This is a genomic window from Pseudomonas sp. W5-36 (genome assembly GCF_046540455.1).
Classification (GTDB): domain Bacteria; phylum Pseudomonadota; class Gammaproteobacteria; order Pseudomonadales; family Pseudomonadaceae; genus Aquipseudomonas; species Aquipseudomonas graminis_B.
Window position 1 is genome coordinate 109,552 of record NZ_JAXCIQ010000007.1, and the last position, 21,749, is coordinate 131,300.

At 62.5% G+C, this 21,749-nt stretch carries 15 protein-coding genes and 1 pseudogene; 9 read left to right on the top strand and 7 right to left on the bottom strand.

Going from position 1 to position 21,749, the window contains the following annotated elements; translation table 11 throughout:
• Positions 1 to 2: 2 nt before the first annotated feature.
• The 3 genes and pseudogenes from SLW74_RS14525 to gloB form a co-directional block, all read right to left on the bottom strand.
• Positions 3 to 1,439: a LysM peptidoglycan-binding domain-containing protein gene (locus SLW74_RS14525; RefSeq protein ID WP_410929378.1), complete on the bottom strand. Its 1,437-nt coding sequence runs from the start codon at positions 1,437 to 1,439 to the stop codon at positions 3 to 5.
• Between the two features lie 68 nt (positions 1,440 to 1,507).
• Positions 1,508 to 1,616: pseudogene (locus SLW74_RS14530) on the bottom strand (lytic transglycosylase domain-containing protein); the annotation flags it as partial.
• A gap of 99 nt (positions 1,617 to 1,715) precedes the next feature.
• Positions 1,716 to 2,495 carry a hydroxyacylglutathione hydrolase gene (gene gloB, locus SLW74_RS14535; protein ID WP_065986549.1) on the bottom strand — a complete coding sequence of 260 codons (780 nt, stop codon included), beginning with the start codon at positions 2,493 to 2,495 and terminating at the stop codon, positions 1,716 to 1,718.
• 99 nt (positions 2,496 to 2,594) lie between these two features.
• Between gloB and SLW74_RS14540 the strand changes: the two genes are divergently transcribed.
• The 4 genes from SLW74_RS14540 (at position 2,595) to SLW74_RS14555 (ending at position 5,790) form a co-directional block, all read left to right on the top strand.
• The gene (locus SLW74_RS14540; RefSeq protein ID WP_065986459.1) at positions 2,595 to 3,353 is read left to right on the top strand and encodes a class I SAM-dependent methyltransferase; all 759 of its coding nucleotides are present in this window, start codon (positions 2,595 to 2,597) and stop codon (positions 3,351 to 3,353) included.
• Between the two features lie 45 nt (positions 3,354 to 3,398).
• Positions 3,399 to 3,851 (top strand): ribonuclease HI, encoded by a 453-nt coding sequence (gene rnhA / locus SLW74_RS14545; protein WP_065986461.1) that lies wholly within the window; start codon positions 3,399 to 3,401, stop codon positions 3,849 to 3,851.
• A gap of 437 nt (positions 3,852 to 4,288) precedes the next feature.
• Entirely contained in the window at positions 4,289 to 5,035 is a 747-nt protein-coding gene (gene dnaQ / locus SLW74_RS14550; RefSeq protein WP_410929379.1) for a DNA polymerase III subunit epsilon, read from the top strand.
• A 185-nt stretch (positions 5,036 to 5,220) separates the two neighbouring features.
• The gene (locus SLW74_RS14555) at positions 5,221 to 5,790 is read left to right on the top strand and encodes a GNAT family N-acetyltransferase (RefSeq protein WP_065986465.1); all 570 of its coding nucleotides are present in this window, start codon (positions 5,221 to 5,223) and stop codon (positions 5,788 to 5,790) included.
• Between the two features lie 81 nt (positions 5,791 to 5,871).
• On the opposite strand, the gene SLW74_RS14560 is transcribed toward SLW74_RS14555, so the two are convergent.
• Positions 5,872 to 6,084: a hypothetical protein gene (locus SLW74_RS14560; RefSeq protein ID WP_083232993.1), complete on the bottom strand. Its 213-nt coding sequence runs from the start codon at positions 6,082 to 6,084 to the stop codon at positions 5,872 to 5,874.
• A gap of 329 nt (positions 6,085 to 6,413) precedes the next feature.
• On the opposite strand from SLW74_RS14560, the gene SLW74_RS14565 reads away from it, so the two are divergent.
• Together SLW74_RS14565 and SLW74_RS14570 are read left to right on the top strand one after the other, a co-directional pair.
• Complete coding sequence (locus SLW74_RS14565; protein ID WP_065986466.1) at positions 6,414 to 6,977, top strand: NADPH-dependent FMN reductase; 564 nt, start codon at positions 6,414 to 6,416, stop codon at positions 6,975 to 6,977.
• A gap of 227 nt (positions 6,978 to 7,204) precedes the next feature.
• Entirely contained in the window at positions 7,205 to 12,496 is a 5,292-nt protein-coding gene (locus tag SLW74_RS14570; RefSeq protein WP_410929298.1) for a dermonecrotic toxin domain-containing protein, read from the top strand.
• A gap of 78 nt (positions 12,497 to 12,574) precedes the next feature.
• On the opposite strand, the gene SLW74_RS14575 is transcribed toward SLW74_RS14570, so the two are convergent.
• The 3 genes from SLW74_RS14575 to egtB all read right to left on the bottom strand — a co-directional run bounded on the left by SLW74_RS14575 (position 12,575) and on the right by egtB (position 17,113).
• Positions 12,575 to 13,726 (bottom strand): acyl-CoA dehydrogenase family protein, encoded by a 1,152-nt coding sequence (locus tag SLW74_RS14575; protein WP_192134679.1) that lies wholly within the window; start codon positions 13,724 to 13,726, stop codon positions 12,575 to 12,577.
• 3 nt (positions 13,727 to 13,729) lie between these two features.
• Positions 13,730 to 14,827, bottom strand: coding sequence for an enoyl-CoA hydratase/isomerase family protein (locus tag SLW74_RS14580; protein ID WP_410929299.1), 1,098 nt, complete (start codon positions 14,825 to 14,827; stop codon positions 13,730 to 13,732).
• A gap of 138 nt (positions 14,828 to 14,965) precedes the next feature.
• The gene (gene egtB, locus SLW74_RS14585) at positions 14,966 to 17,113 is read right to left on the bottom strand and encodes an ergothioneine biosynthesis protein EgtB (RefSeq protein ID WP_410929300.1); all 2,148 of its coding nucleotides are present in this window, start codon (positions 17,111 to 17,113) and stop codon (positions 14,966 to 14,968) included.
• Between the two features lie 459 nt (positions 17,114 to 17,572).
• On the opposite strand from egtB, the gene SLW74_RS14590 reads away from it, so the two are divergent.
• From SLW74_RS14590 to SLW74_RS14600, 3 genes are all read left to right on the top strand, one after another.
• Complete coding sequence (locus SLW74_RS14590) at positions 17,573 to 18,745, top strand: XdhC family protein (protein WP_410929301.1); 1,173 nt, start codon at positions 17,573 to 17,575, stop codon at positions 18,743 to 18,745.
• Positions 18,746 to 18,823: 78 nt separating this feature from the next.
• Positions 18,824 to 20,503 carry an MFS transporter gene (locus SLW74_RS14595; protein WP_410929302.1) on the top strand — a complete coding sequence of 560 codons (1,680 nt, stop codon included), beginning with the start codon at positions 18,824 to 18,826 and terminating at the stop codon, positions 20,501 to 20,503.
• 95 nt (positions 20,504 to 20,598) lie between these two features.
• Positions 20,599 to 21,714, top strand: a complete 1,116-nt coding sequence (locus SLW74_RS14600; RefSeq protein WP_244160300.1) for an HlyD family secretion protein — start codon at positions 20,599 to 20,601, stop codon at positions 21,712 to 21,714.
• Positions 21,715 to 21,749 lie beyond the last annotated feature (35 nt).

The following is a 21,749-nucleotide window of genomic DNA, read 5'->3' on the forward strand; positions in this document are numbered from 1 at the left end:
CATCAGTGCGGCAGGTACACCGTCAGTGTCTGCCCTGGCTTGAGGGCCTGGCCGCTGCGCGGATTCCAGCGCTTGAGGTGCTGCATTTCGACGTTGAAGCGCTTGGCGACGAGGTACATCGAATCGCCTTTCTGGATCTTGTACTGCATCGACTTCTTGCCGGCGTCTTCGCCCCTGGCGCTGTTGTCAGCCTTGGCCACGGCGCGTGAGCTGGCTTTCGCCGGTTTGCTGTTGTCCTGCATGACCAGCGTCTGGCCGACCTTGAGGTTCTGGCCGGACAGCTTGTTCCAGTGCTGTAAATCCTTGACGTCGACCTTGTTGATGCGCGCGATCTGCACCAGGTTGTCGCCCTTCTTCACCCTGTAGCTGCGGGTGCGCGCCGGCTTTTCGTCCACCTCGGCGACTTCTTCGAACACCGGCATCGCGTACTGCATGCCGGGCTGCACCGGAATCGTCAGCGCCTGTCCGCGTTTCACCTGATTGCCGGACAGCTTGTTGATGTCCTTGAGGGTGCTGGTCGACACCTTGTAGCGGCTGGCGATGCTGGCCAGGCTGTCGCCCGGACGCACGCGGTATTGCTGCCAGTCGACCAGCTCTTCAGGCTTCATGTTGGACAGGTTGGTGGTCAGCAACTGGGATTTCGACGTCGGCACCAGCAGGTGTTGGGGGCCGTCGATGGTCAGACGCTTCTTGAAGGCGGGGTTGAGCTGCACCAGCTCGTCTTCGTCGATGTTCGCCATGGCGGCGACTTTCGACAGGTCCATGCGCTGATTCAGCTCGACGACCTGGAAGTACGGCTTGTTGTCGATCGGGCTGAGGTTGACGCCGTAGGCATCTGGCGACATGACCACCTGGGACAGTGCCAGCAGCTTCGGCACGTAGTCGCGGGTTTCCTGGGGCAGCGGCAGGTTCCAGTAGTCGGTGGGCAGATTGAGCTTGTCGTTGCGTTCGATGGCGCGGCTGACCGTGCCTTCGCCAGCGTTGTAAGCCGCCAGTGCCAGCAGCCAGTCGCCGTTGAACATGTCGTGCAGCTTGGTCAGGTAGTCCAGCGCTGCCGTGGTGGACGCAGTGATGTCGCGGCGGCCGTCGTAGAAATTGGTCTGACGCAGGTTGAAGTAGCGGCCGGTGGACGGAATGAACTGCCAGATCCCCGCCGCATCGCTGCGCGACAAGGCCATCGGGTTGTACGCGCTCTCGATCACCGGCAGCAACGCCAGTTCGAGGGGCATGTTGCGCTCCTCCAGCCGCTCTACGATGTAGTGCATGTACAGGCTGCCGCGGTTACCGGCCGTCTCGAGGAACGACGGGTTGTTGGCGTACCAGAGGCGTTGCTGATCGATGCGTGGGTTGAGGTCGTTGCCGTCTTGCAGCTGAAAACCCTGACGCATGCGCTCCCACACATCATGGGGCGGGGCGAGGGGCACGGGTTTGCGTGCGATGTAAACAGGTTTTGGTTTGGTGCTGGCGACGGGATGGGCGGCGCTGGCGCCGTTCCCGGATTCGAGGCCGCCGGTGCTCTGGCAGCCTGCCAATGTCGCGCTCGCGACCACTGCGATTGCCTGGGCCAACCGAGTCAATGTGTCGGAATTAAAGGTTTTGCGTATAGATGACGACATTGGCTGGGGGATAGTTCCAGGCGAAAATTTCGGGCGATTCTAGAAAGTGACTGGTGAACGGTCAACCTTTCAGAATTTCCGTGCTGATTCGCAGCCTGTTTAGAACTTATCTTTCCATGCCCGCAACACGGCAAAGACCTCTGTGGCCGTCGCGTTATGGGTTCCGCTCCGTTCGTCTGCTTTTTGTTTCACGGAGATGACGGCGGCTCGCAGAAACGGATTGGTCTTGCGCTCCAGTGCCAGCGTCGACGGCACACTGATACGATTTTGTGCACGCCATTGCGTCACTTCTTCAAAACGCTGCAGCACGTCGGCGTTGTCCGGTTCAACCGCCACGGCGAAGCGCAAATTGCTCAAGGTGTACTCGTGGGCGCAGTAGACGAGGGTGCTGTCGGGCAGCTCGGCGAGTCGGCTCAGGGAATGATGCATCTGCTGCGGGGTGCCTTCGAACAAGCGGCCGCAACCGGCGGCGAACAGTGTGTCGCCGCAGAACAGCAGTGGCTGTTGTGCGTCGGCATGGTAAAAGGCGATGTGGCCCAGGGTGTGGCCGGGGACCGCATGGACGCTGAATGTCAGGCCGAGTACGGTGAGCTGATCGTTGTCGGACAGGGCCACGTCCCGCGCCGGAATCTTCTCATTGGCCGGGCCGTAGACCTTGGCGTCGGTGAGTGTTTTCAGTTGCGCGACGCCGCCGGTGTGGTCGGCGTGGTGATGGGTGATGAGAATGTCGGTCAGGCGCCAGTCCGGGTTGCGCTCAAGCCAGGCGATGACGGGGGCGGCATCACCCGGGTCAACCACGGCGCAGCGTTTGACGGCATTGTCTTGTAACAACCAGATGTAGTTATCGCTGAAAGCGGGCAGGGCATCGACCTGTATCATGGCGCGGTTCGCTTGGCTGGAAACATAGAGAAGCATCTTAGGGTCTGAACAGACTCGAGGCGAGTCTCTATCGCAATGACCCTCTCATGGAGACCGGAAATGACCGATGAAGCGTTCGCCCAGGCCGATCCCGAGTGGCTTGAGCTGATCAGCGCCGCCCGCGACTGGCTGTCCGGGCCCCTGGGGCAGTTGTTGCTGGAAGAAGAAAGCCGTGTGCTGGAGCAAGAGCTCGAGCGTTTTTTTGGCGGTTATCTGGTGCATTACGGCCCGTCGGCGCAAACCCCGCCGGCGGCGAAGCAAGTGCAGCGCAACGTGCGACTGGGCGCGCCGTTGCCGGGCGTCGAGATTGTCTGCGAAGAGCAGGCCTGGCCTTTGAGCGAGCACGCCGCGGATGTGGTGGTCATGCAGCACGGTCTGGATTTCTGTCTGTCGCCCCACGGCCTGTTGCGCGAAGCCGCCAGCAGCGTGCGTCCCGGCGGGCATCTGGTGATCGTCGGGATCAACCCCTGGAGCACCTGGGGCATCCGCCATTTCTTCGCCAATGATGCCCTGCGCAGGGCGCGCTGCATCTCGCCATCGCGGGTCGGCGACTGGCTTAACCTGCTGGGCTTCGCGCTGGAGAAACGCCGCTTCGGGTGCTATCGTCCGCCGCTCGCTTCGCCCAAGTGGCAGGCTCGTCTGGCCGGGCTCGAACGTCTCGGCGATGGCTGGCAAAGTCCCGGCGGCGGCTTCTATCTATTGATCGCGCGCAAGATGAGTGTAGGGCTGCGGCCCGTGCGCATGCCGCGCCGCGAGCCCATGGGCAAACTGCTGCCTCTGCCGATGGCCAAGGTCAATCGGCGCACGCCCGAGCCCTGATTCACCGGCTGACGCCACGCTTTCTCAATTTCTGGAAACATCGTAATGAGCGATACCGTAGAACTCTTCACCGATGGCGCCTGCAAGGGCAACCCGGGCCCCGGCGGCTGGGGCGCGTTGCTGGTGTGCAAAGGCGTCGAAAAAGAACTCTGGGGCGGTGAAGCCAACACCACCAACAACCGCATGGAGCTGCTGGGCGCCATTCGCGGTCTCGAAGAACTGAAGCGGCCGTGTGAAGTGATCCTGGTGACCGACTCGCAGTACGTGATGAAAGGCATCACCGAGTGGATGGTCAACTGGAAGAAGCGCGGCTGGAAAACGGCAGCGAAGGAACCGGTAAAAAACGCCGATCTGTGGAAGCAGCTGGACGAGCAGGTCGGCCGGCACAATGTGAGCTGGAAGTGGGTGCGCGGCCACATTGGCCATCCGGGTAACGAGCGCGCTGACCAGTTGGCGAACCGCGGCGTGGATGAAGTGCGCGGTATCAAGCACGGTTAGGTAGCATCGAGCGCTATTGCCTGCTCTCGGCTGGGCCCTTCCTTCGTCAGGATTACTTCACTCCGGTCTCGCTCCGTGGGCCTGCGCCGAACGGACATCCATGTCCTGACGGCGCTCTCGCCGCATCCATGCGGCTCGGCCCACTACGCAAGACCTGCGTTCAGCCTGCACCCAAGTCGCGTTTGGCGGTGACTGATCCTTTGGCGTATGAAGATCAAAAGCAAAACAAAAGCTTCCCGGCTGAAGCCGGTCCCACTGACCCACCGCGCACCCACTGTAGGACTGGCTTTAGCCGGGAAGAGGCCAGCATGACCGACATCAATGTCGTGGCAAACAATCCTTGTGTGCGGTCTGGCAAGGTTGCGCACATCGCAAAACCGCCATGCTAATATCCGCGCCTGAAGCTGAGGCGGTAGGCAATGACTGTACAAAACATCATCACTGAACGAAGGGTTGTCCTCGATACCGAGACCACCGGCATGCCCGTCACCGACGGCCACCGGGTCATCGAAATCGGCTGCGTCGAGCTGATTGGCCGGCGTCTGACCGGGCGGCATTTCCACGTTTACCTGCAACCGGACCGGGAGAGTGACGAGGGCGCCATTGGCGTTCACGGCATCACCGACCAGTTCCTGATCGGTAAACCGCGTTTCGCTGAAGTCGCCGACGAGTTCTTCGAGTTCGTCAAAGGCGCGCAGCTGATCATCCACAACGCGGCGTTCGACGTCGGCTTTCTGAACAACGAATTCGCCCTGATCGGCCAGCACGATCGCGCCAATCTCAGCAGTTACTGCACGATCCTCGACACCCTGGCCATGGCCCGCGAGCGTCATCCGGGCCAGCGCAACAGCCTTGATGCGCTGTGCAAACGCTACGACGTCGACAACTCCGGCCGTGAGCTTCACGGCGCATTGCTCGACTCCGAGATTCTCGCGGAAGTCTATCTGGCGATGACCGGTGGCCAGACGACCCTGTCGCTGGCCGGCAACAACGACGGAGAGGGCGGCGCCGATCGCCCATCGGAGATCCGCCGCATCGCCAACCGCACGCCCGGACGCATCATCGTCGCCAGCGAGGCCGAACTGGCGGAGCACGAAGCGCGGCTGGCCGTGATCGCCAAATCCGCCGGTGCCCCGGCCCTGTGGACCCAGTTGCTCGAAGCCCAGGCTCAGGCCGAAGCCTGACGATGGCAGCCCCGCTCTCGCCCAGCAAACACAGTAGGTGTGGGAGTGACCGGTGTGGCGCTGCGCCTTGCTCACGAAGACGGCATTTCAGGCGCCGCGGATGTACCGGACGCAAGGGCCTCTTCGCCAGCAAGCTCGCCCCCGCATTGGCAGATACATCTGTGGTTGTTTGACGAGAGAGGCCCATGGTGAACACGTCCAGCCCGACTTTCAGCATTCGTGTCGCTGACGAATGCTTCGAGGATTACATCCTCAACAGCGAGTTCACCTTCACCGTCACCGGCTATGCCCGGGTGCAGATCGGCGAGCCCGTGGCGCAGTGGCACGTCGATGCAGTCGAGCCTTACCTGAAAAACTACGGCATCGATTCCGAAGAGTTCTGCAATTATCGGGACGCCGCCGACGGCACGGTGCTGGTGGCCTGGCTCGATGAGCAGCCGGTCGGGCATGTGGTGGTCAGCGAGCACTGGAACGGTTTCGCTCACATCGACGAACTGGCGGTCGATACCGGGGCGCGACGCAATGGCGTGGCACAAAAGCTGCTGGACGTGGCGCAGTTCTGGAGCCGCAAGCGCGGGCTGCCGGGCATCACCCTGGAAACCCAGAACAACAATCTGGAGGCGTGCCGGTTATATGAGCGCTACGGGTTTGTGGTCGGCGGGGTCGATCATCTGCGCTATCGGGCGATAGAACCGTTGACGCAGGAGGCGGCGATTTTCTGGTATCTGTTGTTCGACGCGCCTGGCGTCGATTGAAGCGGCAAGCCCCTCTGACCTGACTCGTGGCCGCAGGATATGAGCGGCCTGAGTGGAAAGAGGCGGGCTTGCAGCGGTGTTTCAATGCTCTCGTATGAGCTTGACCTTGCCCTGAATCAACTCGAATTCCTCTCCGCCCAAATGTTTGACGCGGTCGCCAATGGCCAGGCGATAAGTGGAAACGGGCTCCTTTCCATCAGCCTCGTCAGGCTGTGATTCACGGAATTCATGCACCGAGTAAACGCGTCCCTCCGCATCCCTCGCATGAAATTGCCCAACTAGAACTGAAGCCATTTGCTTTGTAACCTCTGGAAATAACTGCTCGTTTTCGCTCGCATCCTAACACCGCGAGTGAATAAACCGTGTCCGCTTGTAAGGTAATTCCCAAATTTGTCCGGGGACCTTATTCGCCTAAGGCAGTCAGACCGCCGTTTCCGGGGGGAGTTTTCGGCGATCGGAAAAATAGTCGCGACCGACGGTAGCACGGCTCGCCCAAAGCAGGGGCCGATAACCCACGGGCCAGCATCGAACGCTTCGATGATTAGCAACGGAAAAACAACACAGAATTGCCTTCCTGTTTCATCTATAACTGTTGTCTCCTCCCACAGCAGAAGGTCCGTTTCATGAGCCAGGTTCATTCGATTGCAGTCATCGTCGGCAGCTTGAGGAAAGACTCCATCAACCGCAAAGTGGCCCACGCACTGGCTGAGCTGGCGCCGTCCAGCCTGAAGCTGAGCATCGTCGAAATCGGCGACCTGCCGTTGTACAACGAAGACATCGACGCGGATTCGCCGCCTGCCGCTTACACCGCCTTCCGTCAGGCCCTGCAGGGCGCAGACGGGTTTCTGTTCGTCACCCCCGAATACAACCGTTCAGTGCCGGGCGCGCTGAAAAACGCCATCGACGTTGGCTCGCGGCCCTACGGCAAAAGCGCATGGGGCAGCGCCAAACCGGCGGCCGTGGTCAGTGCGTCGCCCGGGGCGATCGGTGGTTTTGGCGCCAACCAGCATTTGCGCCAGTGCTTCGTGTTCCTCGACGTGCTGTGCATGCAGCAACCGGAAGCCTACCTGGGCAACGCCGGGACCTTCTTTGACGAACACGGCAAGCTGAGCGAGAAAACCCGCCCGTTCCTGCAGAACATCATCGATGCATTCGCCGGCCACGTTGCGCGCACCTTGAAAGCCTGATCATCTGTACCGTCTTTCGGTGAAAGGGCCTGCGCGCGGCGCCGCGTGCAGGCCCCTCGCACCCACCGCGCAAGGTCGTCGCGCCTTCGTCAGTCAATCCTGAATTTCCTTGCCCGTGTACAGCGTTATGTACCGCAATCGCGGTGGATTTCTTCCCTACGCTCCCAGCCTTTCCTGCCCATGCCCGGCCAATGCCGGCCGTGGACGCTTGTGCTCAAGGAGTTGTCATGTCCACCGTTACCACCACGTACTTCAACAGCGCGTCATTGCGACGGCGCTTCCTCGAAGAACTCGACCGCGCCGTCACTGCCGATCTTCTCGTGTCATCCGAACAGACTTGGCTGAAACGCGCAGCAGGCGCGCCGGCAACCGATGATGCCGATCCGGTCCGAGTGGATCGGCTGCTGCTCAATGACGGCCTGCCCAACTCGCTGGAGCTCAGCGCGGCGTTGATGTTCAGCCATGGCCAGACCGCCGATCCGCGTGTGTTTCTGTTTACCCTGGCGTCCGGGGTTGAAGCTTTCGAGGATCGCGCACAGCTTTTGGCGACGCTGCTCAGGCGATTTGCCAACGATGATCCATTGGCCTCGTTCGAATACGAAAAAATCGACGGCGATGCTTTCCAGGCGCAAATGGAAGCCATCGTTGAGTACCAGGCCCATTCAGTCAGGCAGTTCACCGACCAGTTGAAGCTGATCCCGGACCTGATCGGCGCGGTCAATTCGTCCCTGGCCCTGCAGCTGCGCCGGCTGTTGCCGGATCAGCAGATGGATCCGGCGACGCACCTCATGCGCCTGGTGCAGCCGGCTTCCAGTGCCGAAGAAGAACTCGTGTTCAGGACCCAGACGCTGGTTCAAACGGCGTATGAAGCCGTGTGCCGTGCCGAGCTGGACCAGGGCGTGACGATGCAGTACCTGGATGCGCAGGGGCGAGTGGCGAGCGACAGCGATGCGGCGTTGTTCGCTCAGGCCATACGCGAGACGATTCCTGCGGTGCCTGCTCGATTCGCCCAATTGCTAAGCGACTATTGGGGGCAGCGACACGCGGCCGGTTCGTGCCGTGACATGGCCATGCAAATTTACGCCACGAGCCTGTGCCATGAGCTCTACCGTTATGGCCACGAGGCGAATCTCACTCGGCGGGAGCAAGCGTTGTTGCGGCCGTTGCTCGTGGCCGGGCCGCGCTTCACCGCATCAGACGCCGAGTTCCACTGCAGTCGTCTCGCGCTGCATGTGCCGGGCGCCCCTGCAAAGCCACTGGCCGGCACCCTGGTCTTCGATGTCAGCCCGGCAGCGTTGCCGTTGCTGTGGTTTACGCCGGAGCACGGCCTGCGCCGATTCGCCAATCTGACGGCGCTGAGTGCCTTTTGCTCGACCCCGGAAGGACGCGAGATGCTCCGCCCGACACTGGCGCTGGCCGATCAGCCCCTGTTGCTGCGCGAAGGCGCCCTGTCCCTTTCGATGCAACGCATCAGCGGGCCCCTGCTGGGCGAACGGATTGATTCCATCCTTGCGCTGCAGGCGCGCAATCTGCAGTTCGTCACGGGGTTGTCGACCGAGTCGGAAATGATCTCGGCGATGTACGACGACGCGCTGGACGTGCGTCAACTGATCGACCCTCGTCAACTGCACTTCAGCGCCGGACGCTGGCGCCGCGAGCAGCCGATGGACTTCGCCGCCGTCTGGTGCAGCAGCGCCAACGATGACTTGGTGGTGGCCGTCACGGAGCCAGAGAGCATTGGCAGTCAACTGTCAGCGTCCGACCCTTCCCAGCCGACCCAACTGCAACCAACGCCGCCTTCCTGGCTGGAGCGAACCCAAGTGTTCGATGCCAATGCGGCGCATCTGCGCGAGCTGGACAACGTCCTTGCCGGCTACGCCGAGCAGGCGCTGCAACGTTATCTGTGCGTGGCGTCGGCCCGGGGATTGCGCGCGAGCGAGGTGCGGGTGCGCTGGCTGGAGTCGCTGCCGCTGGGCTCCTCCGATGTCGAACCAGACTCCGTCGCCATCAGTGAGACCTTGAGTGCCACGTCGATGGATCTGGTGGCGCTGTTGCTGGAACGCGTCAGCGGACACCGTTGCGATCCGCTCGAATCGTCGGCGCAGGTGCTGCTCACCGCCCAGGCTGCAGGGGCACTCCTGGATATCGAGCTCATCCGCTTCATGCTCAAGCGCGTGGCGGCGGATTTCATCGAACGTTATCTCGACCACTTCAGGCGCTTGCGCACGGGCCTTGCGCGTCTGGGCGACAGGCAGCTGCAACCGGTTGCCATCGCGCTGGTCCTCAGGGAAGACACGTTGCGGCTCGATCTGGCACTGCGCCAGCGAATGGAGCAGGTGACAAGCGCGTCGGCGAGCATGGTCATGCAAGTGCTGAACGCGCCGGTCCGCGCGCAGAGGACCGAGCCGGGGGCGCCGACCACTGAAGTGTTTGCGGTGTCGCTGGTCTACGGCCCACAGCCGGGGGCCACCCTCAGTGACTCAATGGCCCTCTGGCAACCCTTGGCCCTCGATGCGGGCGTGATGTTCTGGAGCAGCCAGCTGGGCTGGGAGTATTTCGTCTCCAAGCAGGCATTGAGCGACAAAATAGGCAGTCGCTTGCGTGGCGCTCATAGTGAGCGTTGGCTGGCGCTTTTGGGGGAACGCGACCGTGTGCTGCTGCGCAGCCACCTGCAAGCACACCCTGCGGGTCCGATTCGCATTCATTTCAGTCATCGCGCCGGCCACGCGATCGAGGCGTTGCAGCAAAGCGTGTTTGACCGACAGTCACAGAACCTCCAGCAGATGTGCGCCCGCGCCCGGCGTTGTCGCTTTGAAGCCGGGCTGTTCACGCGCCTTGCCCGGGCCACCGAGCTGGACACGCAATTGATCGAGATGCTCGATGCGCTGTCGGTGCGGATCGACAACACGCTGTTTCAAGAGCTGCTGCCGGACTGGCTGAAGGCGGCATCGCCCAACGACCTTCGAGCGTATAACGCGATATGGCGTCGTTTCTTTCTGGCCAGCGACGGCGAGGAGGACTTTCTCTTCGACATCCCGACGCTCTCGGATTACGCACGCGACCGGCTGCTCGAACAGATGCGCAAGGATTTTCCCGAGCATGTCCTGCACCCCGACGAGATCACCGTCACCCAGCGCCGCTACGTTGCGGCGCCCACCGGCGTTGGCCAGATCCCGTCAGGGATTCCGGCCGCCACCCTCGTGCACAGTGAGACGCTGACCGATTACGCGATCAATCGCTTTTCCGACATCCCGGACGGTGTATTGAGCATCAATGACGCCGACGACCCAGAGGCAGCCCGCCTGATCACGCCCGATTACCTGCGCAGCACGGTGCGAAAGCTGGACGTCGGCACAGGATTCAGGACCCTGCTGCGTCAGACGTTGAACCCCGCGGATGCCAAATGGGTGAGGCGCAACAAGCTGTTTATCGACCAGCTGCCACCGATGATGCAGGCGGTGGCGATGCAGCAGAAGCTTGAAGGACAGCTGAGCGCCGAAGCCTACGCGTTCATCTCGCGTGTGGTTGAGATGCCTGACGGGATCGCCCGTGAACCGGTCAACGGGGTGCGCGTCATTATCAGTGCGTTGCGGCTGGTCGCCGACGCAGGCATGACGCCCGACATCCTCAAGGGCATTTATCTGATCTGCGCCGAGGCGGGCGCCAGCGGTCCGGTTATCCTGCACGCCGTGTTCCACCGCGATTTTGTCTTCCGCGAGTACACCAGCCTCTCGGCGCTGGAGGCCGATATCCGCAGCGATGCGAGCCTGCAAGCGTTGTTGTTGCAGCGAGTGGACCCGGAAGTTCGCAAGCGGTATGAACACGGCGGCTTCATTGAGCCTCACCTGCCGTTCTTTGCGCAGGGGTTCGGGGATGTGCCGACACACACACCGGGTCCGGTCACGGTGTCACTGGCTGAGGAAAACGGCAACTCGCTGCAGTTCATGTTCACCGACACCATGAGCCTGCTGGTGGACATCGGTGAGTCCGACACGGTCACGAATCAGGAGGCTGATCACGCGTCGCGCCAGTTTCTGGCGTCCCTTGGCCTTGAGCAGGCACTGAGTGTCATGCCCGGCAAGCTTGGCACGATGATCGCGCTGTGGCAGAGCCATACGTTGTTTCGTGCGTCAGCTGCGTCGGCCTCCGGGCGTCATTGGGGGGAAGCCCTCTCCGAATTTTCTGCCGCCCTGGGCGTCATGATGACGGCCCGGGACCAGGCTGAAAAAGACGAGTTGATCAGCGCCGATCTGGTGGAGGGCGAGGAGGTGCCTGCGCCGGTGTTCTTCTGGGGAGGCGCCACGCTCACGGGCGAGCAGCTGACCCGTCTGCATGCGCTGGAGGCCCGGAACGTCTCGCTCAAGGACTTGCGCCGGGACGACCTGCTGAGTCTGTTCATGAACACGGAAAACGGCAGGGCGTATGCGGCTGTTTCCGGGCGGGTCTATGAAGTGCGCCGTCAGGCCGAAAGTGGCCGCTGGATGATTATCGGCCCCGACCGATCGCCCGGCCCGTGCCTGAAGCTGGACGACAGGCAGCGCTGGCAGCTGGATATCGAGTCCGGTCTGAAGGGCGGCGGCGGGGCCATGACCAAGCTGCGGACCCACGCTGCCGATGTCAGTGCTGACGACGTGCTGCTTATCGAGGCCAGCGGCATGGCCGACATACGCACCTTCTATCGGGAGCGCGCCCAGCGTATCGGTGAAGCCCATCTGCAGGCCAAAAGGTACCTCGAAAATGTGCTGGATAACCTCAACGTGCATGCCCCCGGCACGCCGCTGGACCCGAGGGTTACGCAGATCATTGGCGACTTTTTCGGGGTCAGTGAGCCCGGACAAGAGCTGCTGGTCGACACCGAACGCGCGGTCAAGGCGCTGTTTGATGAAGTGATGGATGCGTCGCTGTCACCCTATTCTTCGCCACGGTTTGTGGTGGGCACCAACCGCCCGGGGCGGGAGGGCACCATGGGCTTCGTCATTAAACGAGACCCGAAAAAGCGCGTGTTTCTGACCGACCGGTATTTTGATGCGCCGCCGTTTCCACTGAAGCCTGAGGCGGCGAACGAAGGGTTCGATTGCCCGGCCCATTACCGCGCGGCCACCTTGATCCATGAACTCTCGCATCTGGTGCTCGATACCCACGACATCGCCTACCTGGAAAGCACGTCGCCGTATCCGGACCTGCTGCAGGAAAACAATGCCTACAACATCAAGTTGAAGGGAGACATTGAGCGCATGCAGTCGTCCGGGTTGTCGCATCTGAGCATCAAACGGGAGCTTTTTCTGCAATTGACGGACGGGGAGTGGCGCGATTTCGATGAGGAGGAGAGTTTCGAATACGACGCGATCCTGAAGCTCACTAAGTGCAAGACCCTGGACGATGCCCGTGATGTGTTTATGAGCGATGCCCAGAAACGCAGCCGGGTTATTCTGGCCAACGCCGATTCGGTGACCCTGCTGGTGCTGCGGCTGGGGCGCCGAAGCTTTGTCGTGCCGAGCCCTTCGCCGGGCGGCCGCTGAGTGACAGGCTCCGAGCGTTCAGGCTCGGCGTCTGCTCCTTGATGGGCAGGCGCCGGTGTTGGCGAGCCGGCACGTCCCTTACAGCGAGTAGTGGCGCAGCTCGCGGGCGATCAAAAGGCGCTGGATTTCGCTGGAGCCTTCGTAGATCTGGGTGATCCGCGCGTCTCGGTAGTATCGTTCCACCGGGTAATCTTCCAGATAGCCGTAGCCGCCGTGAATCTGCACCGCCTTGGAACAGACCCATTCGGCCATTTCCGAGGCGAACAGCTTGGCCTGGGACGCTTCCGACAGACAGGGTTTGCCCGCCGTTCTCAAGCGCGCGGCGTGCAGGACCAGCAGCCGTGAGGCGTTGATGCGGGTGTGCATGTCGGCCAGCAGATTGGCGACGCTCTGGTGCTCGATGATCGGCTTGTCGAATTGCACCCGCTCACGGGCGTAACCCAGTGCCGCCTCGAATGCCGCACGGGCGATGCCCAGGGCCTGGGCGGCAATGCCGATGCGTCCGCCTTCCAGGTTTGAAAGGGCAATGGACAGTCCCTTGCCGCGTTCACCCAAGAGGTTTTCCGCCGGAATCCGGCAATCGCTCAGGGTCACGGCGCAGGTGTCGGATGCACGGATACCCATCTTGTGTTCCATGCGGTCGACGCGGTAGCCGGGGTTGTCGGTGGGCACCAGAAACGCTGACAGGCCGCGCTTGCCCAACTCCGGGTCGGTCACCGCGAAGACGATCGCCAGCTGTGCGCGCTTGCCGTTGCTGACGAACTGCTTGGCGCCGTTGAGCACCCACTCGCCGTCTTTCAATTCGGCACGGGTGCGCAGGTTGTGGGCTTCGGAGCCGGCCTGGGGTTCGGTCAGGCAGAAGCAGCCGATGGCCTGGCCGCTGGCGAGTTTTTCCAGCCACTGTTGTTTCTGCGCGTCGCTGCCGTAATTGAGCACCGGCCCGCAGCCCACCGAGCTGTGCACGCTCATGAGCGTACCGGTGGCGCCGTCGGCGGCAGAGATTTCTTCGACGGCCAGCGCATAGGCGACATAGTCGATGTAGCTGCCGCCCCATTCCTCGGGGACGATCATGCCGAGCAGGCCCAATTCGCCCATCTTTGCCACGAGCGCGTCGTCGATCCAGCCGGCCTTTTCCCAGGCCTGGGCATGGGGCGCGATTTCATTGCGCGCGAAGTCCCGCGCCATGTCGCGGATCATCACTTGTTCTTCGGTCAATTCAAGATCTTGCATAGGTCACGCCTCATGACCGCTGAAGAAGCTTGCCACGTGCTCGGCATTCAAGGCCTGCACGCTGGAGGGGCTCCATTGCGGTTTCTTGTCTTTGTCGACGATCAAGGCGCGCACGCCTTCGATCAGGTCACCGCGTTCAAACCACTGGCGGTCCAGATGCAGCTCCAGGGCGAAGCAACGCTCAAGCGGCATATGCCGGCCGCGGCGCAGCAGCTCCAGAGTGACCGCCATCGCCAGGGGTGAACGGGTCTGCATCAGGTTGGCAGTGTCGACGGCCCAGGCATGGGTGTCGTGGACGGTCACCTCCAGCAGTTGTTCGATGATGCTCGGGATGTCCGGCAGCGCGAAGAAATGATCAATGGCCGGCCGCAGCTTTGCCAGCGGCGGCGCAGGCAAGTGCTGCACGCCGAGTTTCGCCAGCGCGCCCTGTACATCCTTGAGCGGGGTCAGGCTCCACTTCAGGTTATCCAGCTGCAGATCGAGGTCTTCAAGGCGCTGGCTGTTGAGGTACCAGTTCGCCAGCCCGCAATACAGCGCATCGGCGGCCTGGATCTGCACGCCGGTGACGCCGAGGTAAATCCCCAGCTCGCCCGGTATCCGGGGCAGAAAGTAGCTGCCGCCTACGTCAGGGAAATAACCGATCGCCACTTCCGGCATTGCCAGACGGCTGCGTTCGGTGACCACGCGCAGGTCCGCCCCTTGGGCCAGCCCCATGCCACCGCCCAGCACGAAGCCGTCCATCAGGGCAATCACGGGTTTGCGGTAATGATGAAGGGTGAGGTCCAGCGCGTATTCTTCGACGAAGAAGTCCAGGTGCTCGGTTCGACCGGTTTTAAAGCTGTCGTACAGCGAGCGGATGTCGCCGCCGGCGCAGAACGCCTTTTCGCCTGACCCGCGCAGGACCACGGCGTAAACGTTGTCATCCTTCGCCCAGGCGTCCAGCTGAAACTGCAGCTGCCGGACCATGTGCAGGTCGATGGCGTTCAAGCCCTGGGGGCGGTTGAGGGTGATGTGACCGATATGATTGCGTACGTCGGACAGAACGCTCTCGCAGGCTGATTGCTCGCCCGCGTATTCGGCAGGTAGTACCTGAGCCGTCATCGCTGAATCCCTGTTGATTTTTGTTGTACTCAATTCCCGGCTGAACAGCCGGGATCCGTGAGGGTGCTGATGGATGCTACCAGCGCCATTTTGCAAATGACAATGAAGATTCCTGCGGGGCCGGGCGCATGACTCCAGTCACGCCTGCAGGCTGAACAGCGCCATTTCCGGCGCCTCGCTGATCCAGCATTCGCTGACGGTCCACCCTGCACGGGCGGCCAGTTCGGTGAACGATTCAACGGTAAACTTGTGGGAGTTCTCGGTGTGCAGTCGTTCCCCGGCGGCGAAGCGGAAGGTGTGCCCGGCGACGGTGACGCTTTGCTGCTTGCGGCTGACCAGGTGCATTTCCATGCAGGCCTGGTCGGCGTTCCACACCGCCAGATGATCGAAGGCGGACACATCGAAGTCGGCGTTCAGCTCGCGATTGATGCGGGTCAGCAGGTTCTTGTTGAACTGCGCGGTCACGCCCTCGGCGTCATCGTAAGCCGCTACCAGTGTCTGCTCATCCTTGACCATATCGACACCGACGATGAAATGCGCGTTTTCCCCCAGGACCTCATGGGCGCTGTGGAGGAAATCCACGGCCTGCTCGTGGCTGAAGTTGCCGATGGTGGAACCCGGGAAGAAGCCCACGCGGGTGTGGCCGTCGGCTTCTTCAGGCAGGGTGAGCACCCGGGTAAAGTCATCGACTTGCGGGGCAACGATCAGCGCAGGGTAGCGCTGGCGCAATGACCGCGCGGCCTTGTTGAGCGCCGTTGCGCTGATGTCGATCGGCACGTAAACGGCGATGTGCGGCGCGGCATCGAGCACCAGGCGCGTCTTCTCGCTGGCGCCGCTGCCGAACTCCACCAGCGCTGCGCCGGATGGAATGGTCGCAGCAATCTGCCCGGCGATGCCTTTCAGCAGCCCGGTTTCGGCGCGGGTCGGGTAGTACTCGGGGGTTTCGCAGATGGCTTCGAACAGATCTGAACCCGCTGCGTCGTAGAAATACTTGGGCGACAGGGTTTTCACCGCGGCGCCAAGACCGGCCACCACGTCGCGGGCGAATTCGCTGTCGTTCGGGTCCACGACGCCGGGCTGACGGCTGTCACGGGCCAGACGCAGGCCGGAGACCATCCAGCGCTTGTCGGCGTGGAAGAAGTTGCGGTAGGTCAGGCGGCAATGATCGGGCGACGTGACGCTGGCGCCGCCGCGCAGGACCATCTGATTGACCATGAATTTCCCGTTGTACTCACCGACCGCGCCCACTGAGGGCTTGAAGCCTGGGTAGGCGCTGTAGGCGCTTTGCGTCCACTGCCAGGCGACGTCGTCCATTTGCTCGAGCAAGCCGGCGCGGGCGGCGGCTTCCCATTCCGCTTCGGTGGGCAGGCGCGCGTCGGCCCAGAGGGCGAATGCGGCGGCTTCGTAATAACTGATGTGGGTCACCGGCGCAGACGGGTCGATCGACTCAAGGCCGCGCAGGCTCATGCGCTTCCAGCCGTTCTCGTCGTGCTGCCAATACATGGGCGAGTTCCAGCCGTTTTCCTGCACCAGGCTCCAGCCCTCGGACAGCCACAGGGCGGCAGTGTGGTAGCCGCCGTCGGCAATAAAACTCAGCCACTCGCCGTTGGTCACCAGCCGGTCGCTGATCTCAAAGGACTGCAAATACGTGGTGTGGCGCGGGCCTTCGTTGTCGAAAGAAAAACCGTCGCCGTCGTGGCCGATCTCGGTCAGGCCGGCGCTCAGCGGCTTGAAGTGACCGCGACGCCCCGATGGGTCTTTCGGCCAGCGCGGGCTGTAGGCGGGTTTCAGGGACGACAGGCTGAACAGATGAAGAATGTCCATCAGCAGCAGTTCCTGATGCTGCTCCTCGTGGGCAAGACCCAGCTCAATCAGGCTGGTCATCTCGTCGCTGAGCGGCGTCATCAACAGCGTCGTCATGTTTTCGTCGACGTGCCTGCGGTAGGCCAGCACCTGATCGACGCTTGGCCGGGTCATCAACCCGCGTTGGGGGCGGGGATGACGCGGGCCGACCGCTTCGTAATAGGAATTGAACAGGTAACCGAATGTCGGATCGAAGGCTTCGTAACCCGGCAGGTTCGGCGCCAGCAGAAAGGTTTCGAAGAACCACGTGGTGTGCGCCATGTGCCACTTGGCCGGGCTGGCGTCGGGCATCGACTGCACCACCATGTCCTCGGCGCTCAGTGGCTCGACCAGAAATTCGGTACGTTCCCGCACACTTTGAAAGCGCTGGCACAGGGTGTGGGTAGCGGATGTTTCACGAAGCTGGCGTAGTTGGCGCGTCATCAGGTGCTCTCCGGCGTTGCCGATGCCCGGTGGACCCGGTGGAGTGATTCCACGCAGCCAGGCGGTACGGCGATTCAGGGTTTGAGGCTCGTGGGGCCCGGAATGTTCAACCGAAATATCCAAACGAAGGATGGCCACTGCCCACGCATACGTCGATGCCTTGAGTCATCAGCGTTTGCATGGATTTAACGGCACGCACCGAGTGTAGTCACAGCGTGGGTTGATTCGCGCAGTCGGTGACCGATGGCCAATGAGCGGCCAGTCTGCGTTACCCTGCCGGCCATTCCAGCGCAGTTGCGCTGCCCAGGACGTAGGTCTTGTGGGCAAAACCTGAACCTGCGCGGCAACTGGCAGTCAGCACAACAGCACGTTTGTCCGAGAGGGCAGGGGCGTTGCAGGGCATTAGTCAGGTTAAAAGTGAATCACGTCAGATGAATGAACCGGTTTTTGGGGACGCGCATGAATGATCTATCCAGTCTGCTGGTGGCGCTTGATGAAGCGCAGGCCGGGCAGCAGGAAGTGGTGATCGCCACGGTGGTCAAGGTCGAAGGCTCGGCTTACCGGCGCCCCGGCGCGCGGATGATTATTGCGCCGATGGGCGAAGCCACCGGCACCGTCAGCGGCGGATGCCTGGAAAGCGACGTCAGCAAGAAGGCCTGGTGGCTGACCGCCAACGGCAAGCCGTCCATGCGTACGTACAGCACCGGCGAGGATGACGACGAGCTCGAAGATGCCGAACTCAGCTTCGGCCTGGGCTGCAACGGCACGGTGCACATCCTCTTCGAACGGATAGATCCGCAGGCGGCGAGCCTGGTGGTCGACGTGCTGCGTGAGGTCAAGGCCAGCGGCACTGGCGCTGCGCTGGCGACGGTGATCGGTACGCAAAGCGAACGCCACACGGCACTGGGCGAGCGGGTAGCCATCCGTGCATCCGGGCAGATCCAGAGTGAAATGCGCGAACGCTGGCTGGCGACGGCCATGTCCGAGGACCTGAAAACGGTGCTCGACGCCCGCCGTTCAGCCACACGTACTTACGACAGCGCCGACGGCGCCGTCGAAGTGCTCCTCGAATACATCGCTGCGCCCCGCCGGCTGGTGGTCTTCGGTGCCGGGCACGACGCGATGCCGCTGGTCAGCATGGCGCGGCTGCAGGGCTGGCACATCACGGTGATTGATGCGCGCTCGCACTTCGCCCGGCCCCAGCGTTTCCCGGACGCCGACCAGGTGCTGTCGGCGCCGCTGCAGCCGATGCCTGAATTGCACGCAATGGTCGCCGATGCCGCCGTGGTGGTGATGACCCATAGCCTGACCCAGGACCGTCACTGGCTGGGGCAGGTCCTTGAGTCGACGCCGCGCTATATCGGCCAGCTCGGGCCGCGCAGCCGCACCGAGCGTTTGCTCGACGAGCTGCCGGATCAGCTCCGCGACGCCGCGGCACAAGCCAGCCTCCATTACCCGGTTGGCCTTGATCTGGGCGGCGACGCGCCGCACAGCGTGGCGTTGTCCATTCTTTCGGAGATCAATGCGGTGTTCAACGGCCGCAGCGGCGGGATGCTCAAACACAGGCAAGCGAGCATTCACGCAGTGGATGTCACACTGGAGCAGGCGCGCGAACTGAGAATGATCAGCTAGCTTTGACGGGGGCAGCGCTGATAGAGCGCGCCCCATCGCGCTTCAGTGGTATTGCATGGCATTCATCAGGTTCGCTCAATGAACGACAAGTACAGACCCCACGACTGGGCCCCCCACGAGCGACCGACGTTGCCGGGGTCGCCGTCGACGCCCTTGCACGCGACGCCGAAACGCTGGGCCTATGCCATCGTTGGCGTCATCGTGGCGCTGACCGGCGGGCTCGGCAATGCGCTGGTGGTCGCCAACCTCCAGTACCTGCAGGGCTCGCTCGGCGCTATCCAGGCCGAAATCGCCTGGCTGCCCGCCGCGTATGTCATGACCAACGTGTCGATGAACCTGCTGCTGGTGAAGTTTCGCCAGCAGTTTGGTTTGCGGGCGTTCACTGAAGTGTTCCTGGTGCTGTACGCCCTGGTCACCTTTGCTCACCTGTTCGTCAACGACATCGAATCAGCGGTTGCCGTTCGAGCGGCCCATGGCATGGTCGGCGCTGCGCTGAGTTCGCTGGGCCTGTATTACATGATCCAGGCCTTCCCGCAGAAGTGGCGGATGAAAGCGCTGGTGCTGGGCCTCGGCACGGCGCAGCTGGCGACGCCGCTGGCGCGACTGGTTTCCGAAGACCTGCTGCAGATTGCCGAGTGGCGCGGGCTTTACCTGTTCGAACTGGGCATGTGCCTGCTGTCCCTGGGCTGCGTGCTGATTCTCAAACTGCCACCCGGTGATCGCTTCAAAGCCTTCGAAAAACTCGACTTCCTGACCTTTGCTTTGCTGGCATCAGGCTTTGCGGCATTGTGCGCGGCGTTGTCCCTGGGGCGGATCGAATGGTGGCTTGAAGAGCCGTGGATCGGCATCGCCCTGGCGTCGTCCATCGTGCTGATCCTCGCCGGACTGTGCATCGAGCACAACCGCACCCGCCCGCTGTTGATTACCCGCTGGCTGGGCAGTGGCCGGATGATCCGCTTCGCCTTCGGCGTGCTGCTGACGCGCATCGTGCTGTCGGAGCAATCCACCGGCGCGGTCGGTTTTCTTCAGGGCCTGAATCAGGGCACCGAGCAGTTGCACACGCTGTACCTGTTCATGCTGCTGGGCAGCGTTGCGGGCCTTGCGGTCAGCGCGCTGACGATCAATCCCCAGCACCTGTTCAAGCCGCTGATCATTTCCCTGGCGTTGATGGCGATCGGCTCAAGCATGGACAGCTTCTCGACCAGCCTCACCCGCGAGCCGCAGATGTATTTCAGCCAGTTTTTGCTGGCGTTCGGCGGCACCTTCTTTCTGGGGCCGACCCTGGTGATGGGCATCAGCGGGGTGATCAGCAACCCGCGCAACATGGTCAGTTTTTCGGTGATGTTCGGGATTACCCAGAACGTCGGCAGCTTGATCGGCTCGGCGTTGCTGGGCACCTTTCAGGTGTGGCGCGAGAAATTCCATTCGGCGCACATCGTCGAGCACGTCACGCTGATCGATGCCCAGGTGCAGTCGCGCCTGCAAAGCGCGAGCGGCGCGTATATGTCCGCCATCGCCGACCCGGCCGCGCGCACCAGCCTGGGCATTCGCTCGCTGGCGACCGCCGCCACCCGCGAAGCCAATACCCTGGCGTACAACGATGTGTTCATGCTGATCGCTGTCATCGCGGTGCTGACCATGATCTGGATCACCAGCCGCGCCATCTGGCTGTGGATCACCACCGAGCCGGTCGCACCCTTTACTCCGGCGACCCCTGCGGCATCTCCTCTCACACCTTCTGGCGCTCAACCTTCATGACAAAACCCGGTAAACCTTCTGGCAACGCTTCCAACAGTTCTGCGGGCGGCTCGGCTCCGTCTCAGGCAACCTCCGCAGCACCTGCACCGGCGGTCATGCCGGCCACCACGCAACCGCGTTCGGCGCGCATACGCCTGGTGTCGTCGATTCTGTTCGGCGGCATTGCCCTGGCGGGTGTGCTGGTGGTGCTCTACGCGTGGCAGTTGCCGCCGTTCAGCAGCCCGATTGAAAGCACCGAGAACGCGCTGATTCGCGGGCAGACCACGCTTATCGGGCCGCAGCTGAGTGGCTACGTCTACGAAGTGCCGGTGCAGGATTTCCAGTGGGTGAAGAAGGGCGACCTGCTGGTGCGCATCGACGACCGGATTTACCAGCAGCATCTCGATCAGGGCATTGCGCAGTTGGGCGTCCAGAAGGCCGCACTGGCCAATAATCTGCAGCAACGGCGCAGCGCCGAGGCCACCATCGCCCAGCGTCAGGCGGCCGTTGCGAATGCTCAAGCGCAGAGTGAAAAAGCCGCTGCCGACCTTCGCCGCGGTCAGGCGCTGGTGACCGATGGTTCGGTGTCCAAGAGCGAATTCGACGTGACCCGCGCCGCGGATGCGCAGGCGAAAGCGGCACTGGCCGAAGCCAAGGCAGCGCTGGAGATTTCCCGTCAGGACCTGCAGACGGTGATCGTCAATCGCGGCTCGCTGGAGGCCTCGGTGAAGAACGCCGAGGCCGCCATCGAGCTGGCGCGGATTGATCTGACCAACACGCGCATTACCGCGCCTCGGGACGGTCAGCTGGGGCAGATCGGGGTGCGCCTCGGTGCGTACGTCAATTCCGGCGCGCAGTTGATGGCCCTGGTGCCGCGTCCGCGCTGGATCATCGCCAACATGAAAGAGACCCAGATGGCCAACGTGCGCCTGGGCCAGCCGGTGAGCTTCACCGTCGATGCTCTGGAAAACCTGAAGATGCGCGGTCGGGTGCAGCGCATCTCGCCGGCGGCGGGGTCCGAGTTCAGCCTGCTGCCGGCGGACAACGCCACCGGCAACTTCGTCAAGATCGCCCAGCGCATCCCGGTGCGCATCACCATCGACGACGACCAGCACGACGTGGACCGGCTGCGCCCCGGGATGTCGGTGGTGGTCAGCATCGACACCAGCCAGGACGGGGTCGTACCGCCGGATCCGGTGGATGGGCGGGTGGATTCAGTCGATCCTCGCTGATCCGCAGCAGGTTGACGCAAGCGGCGCCGTCGAAT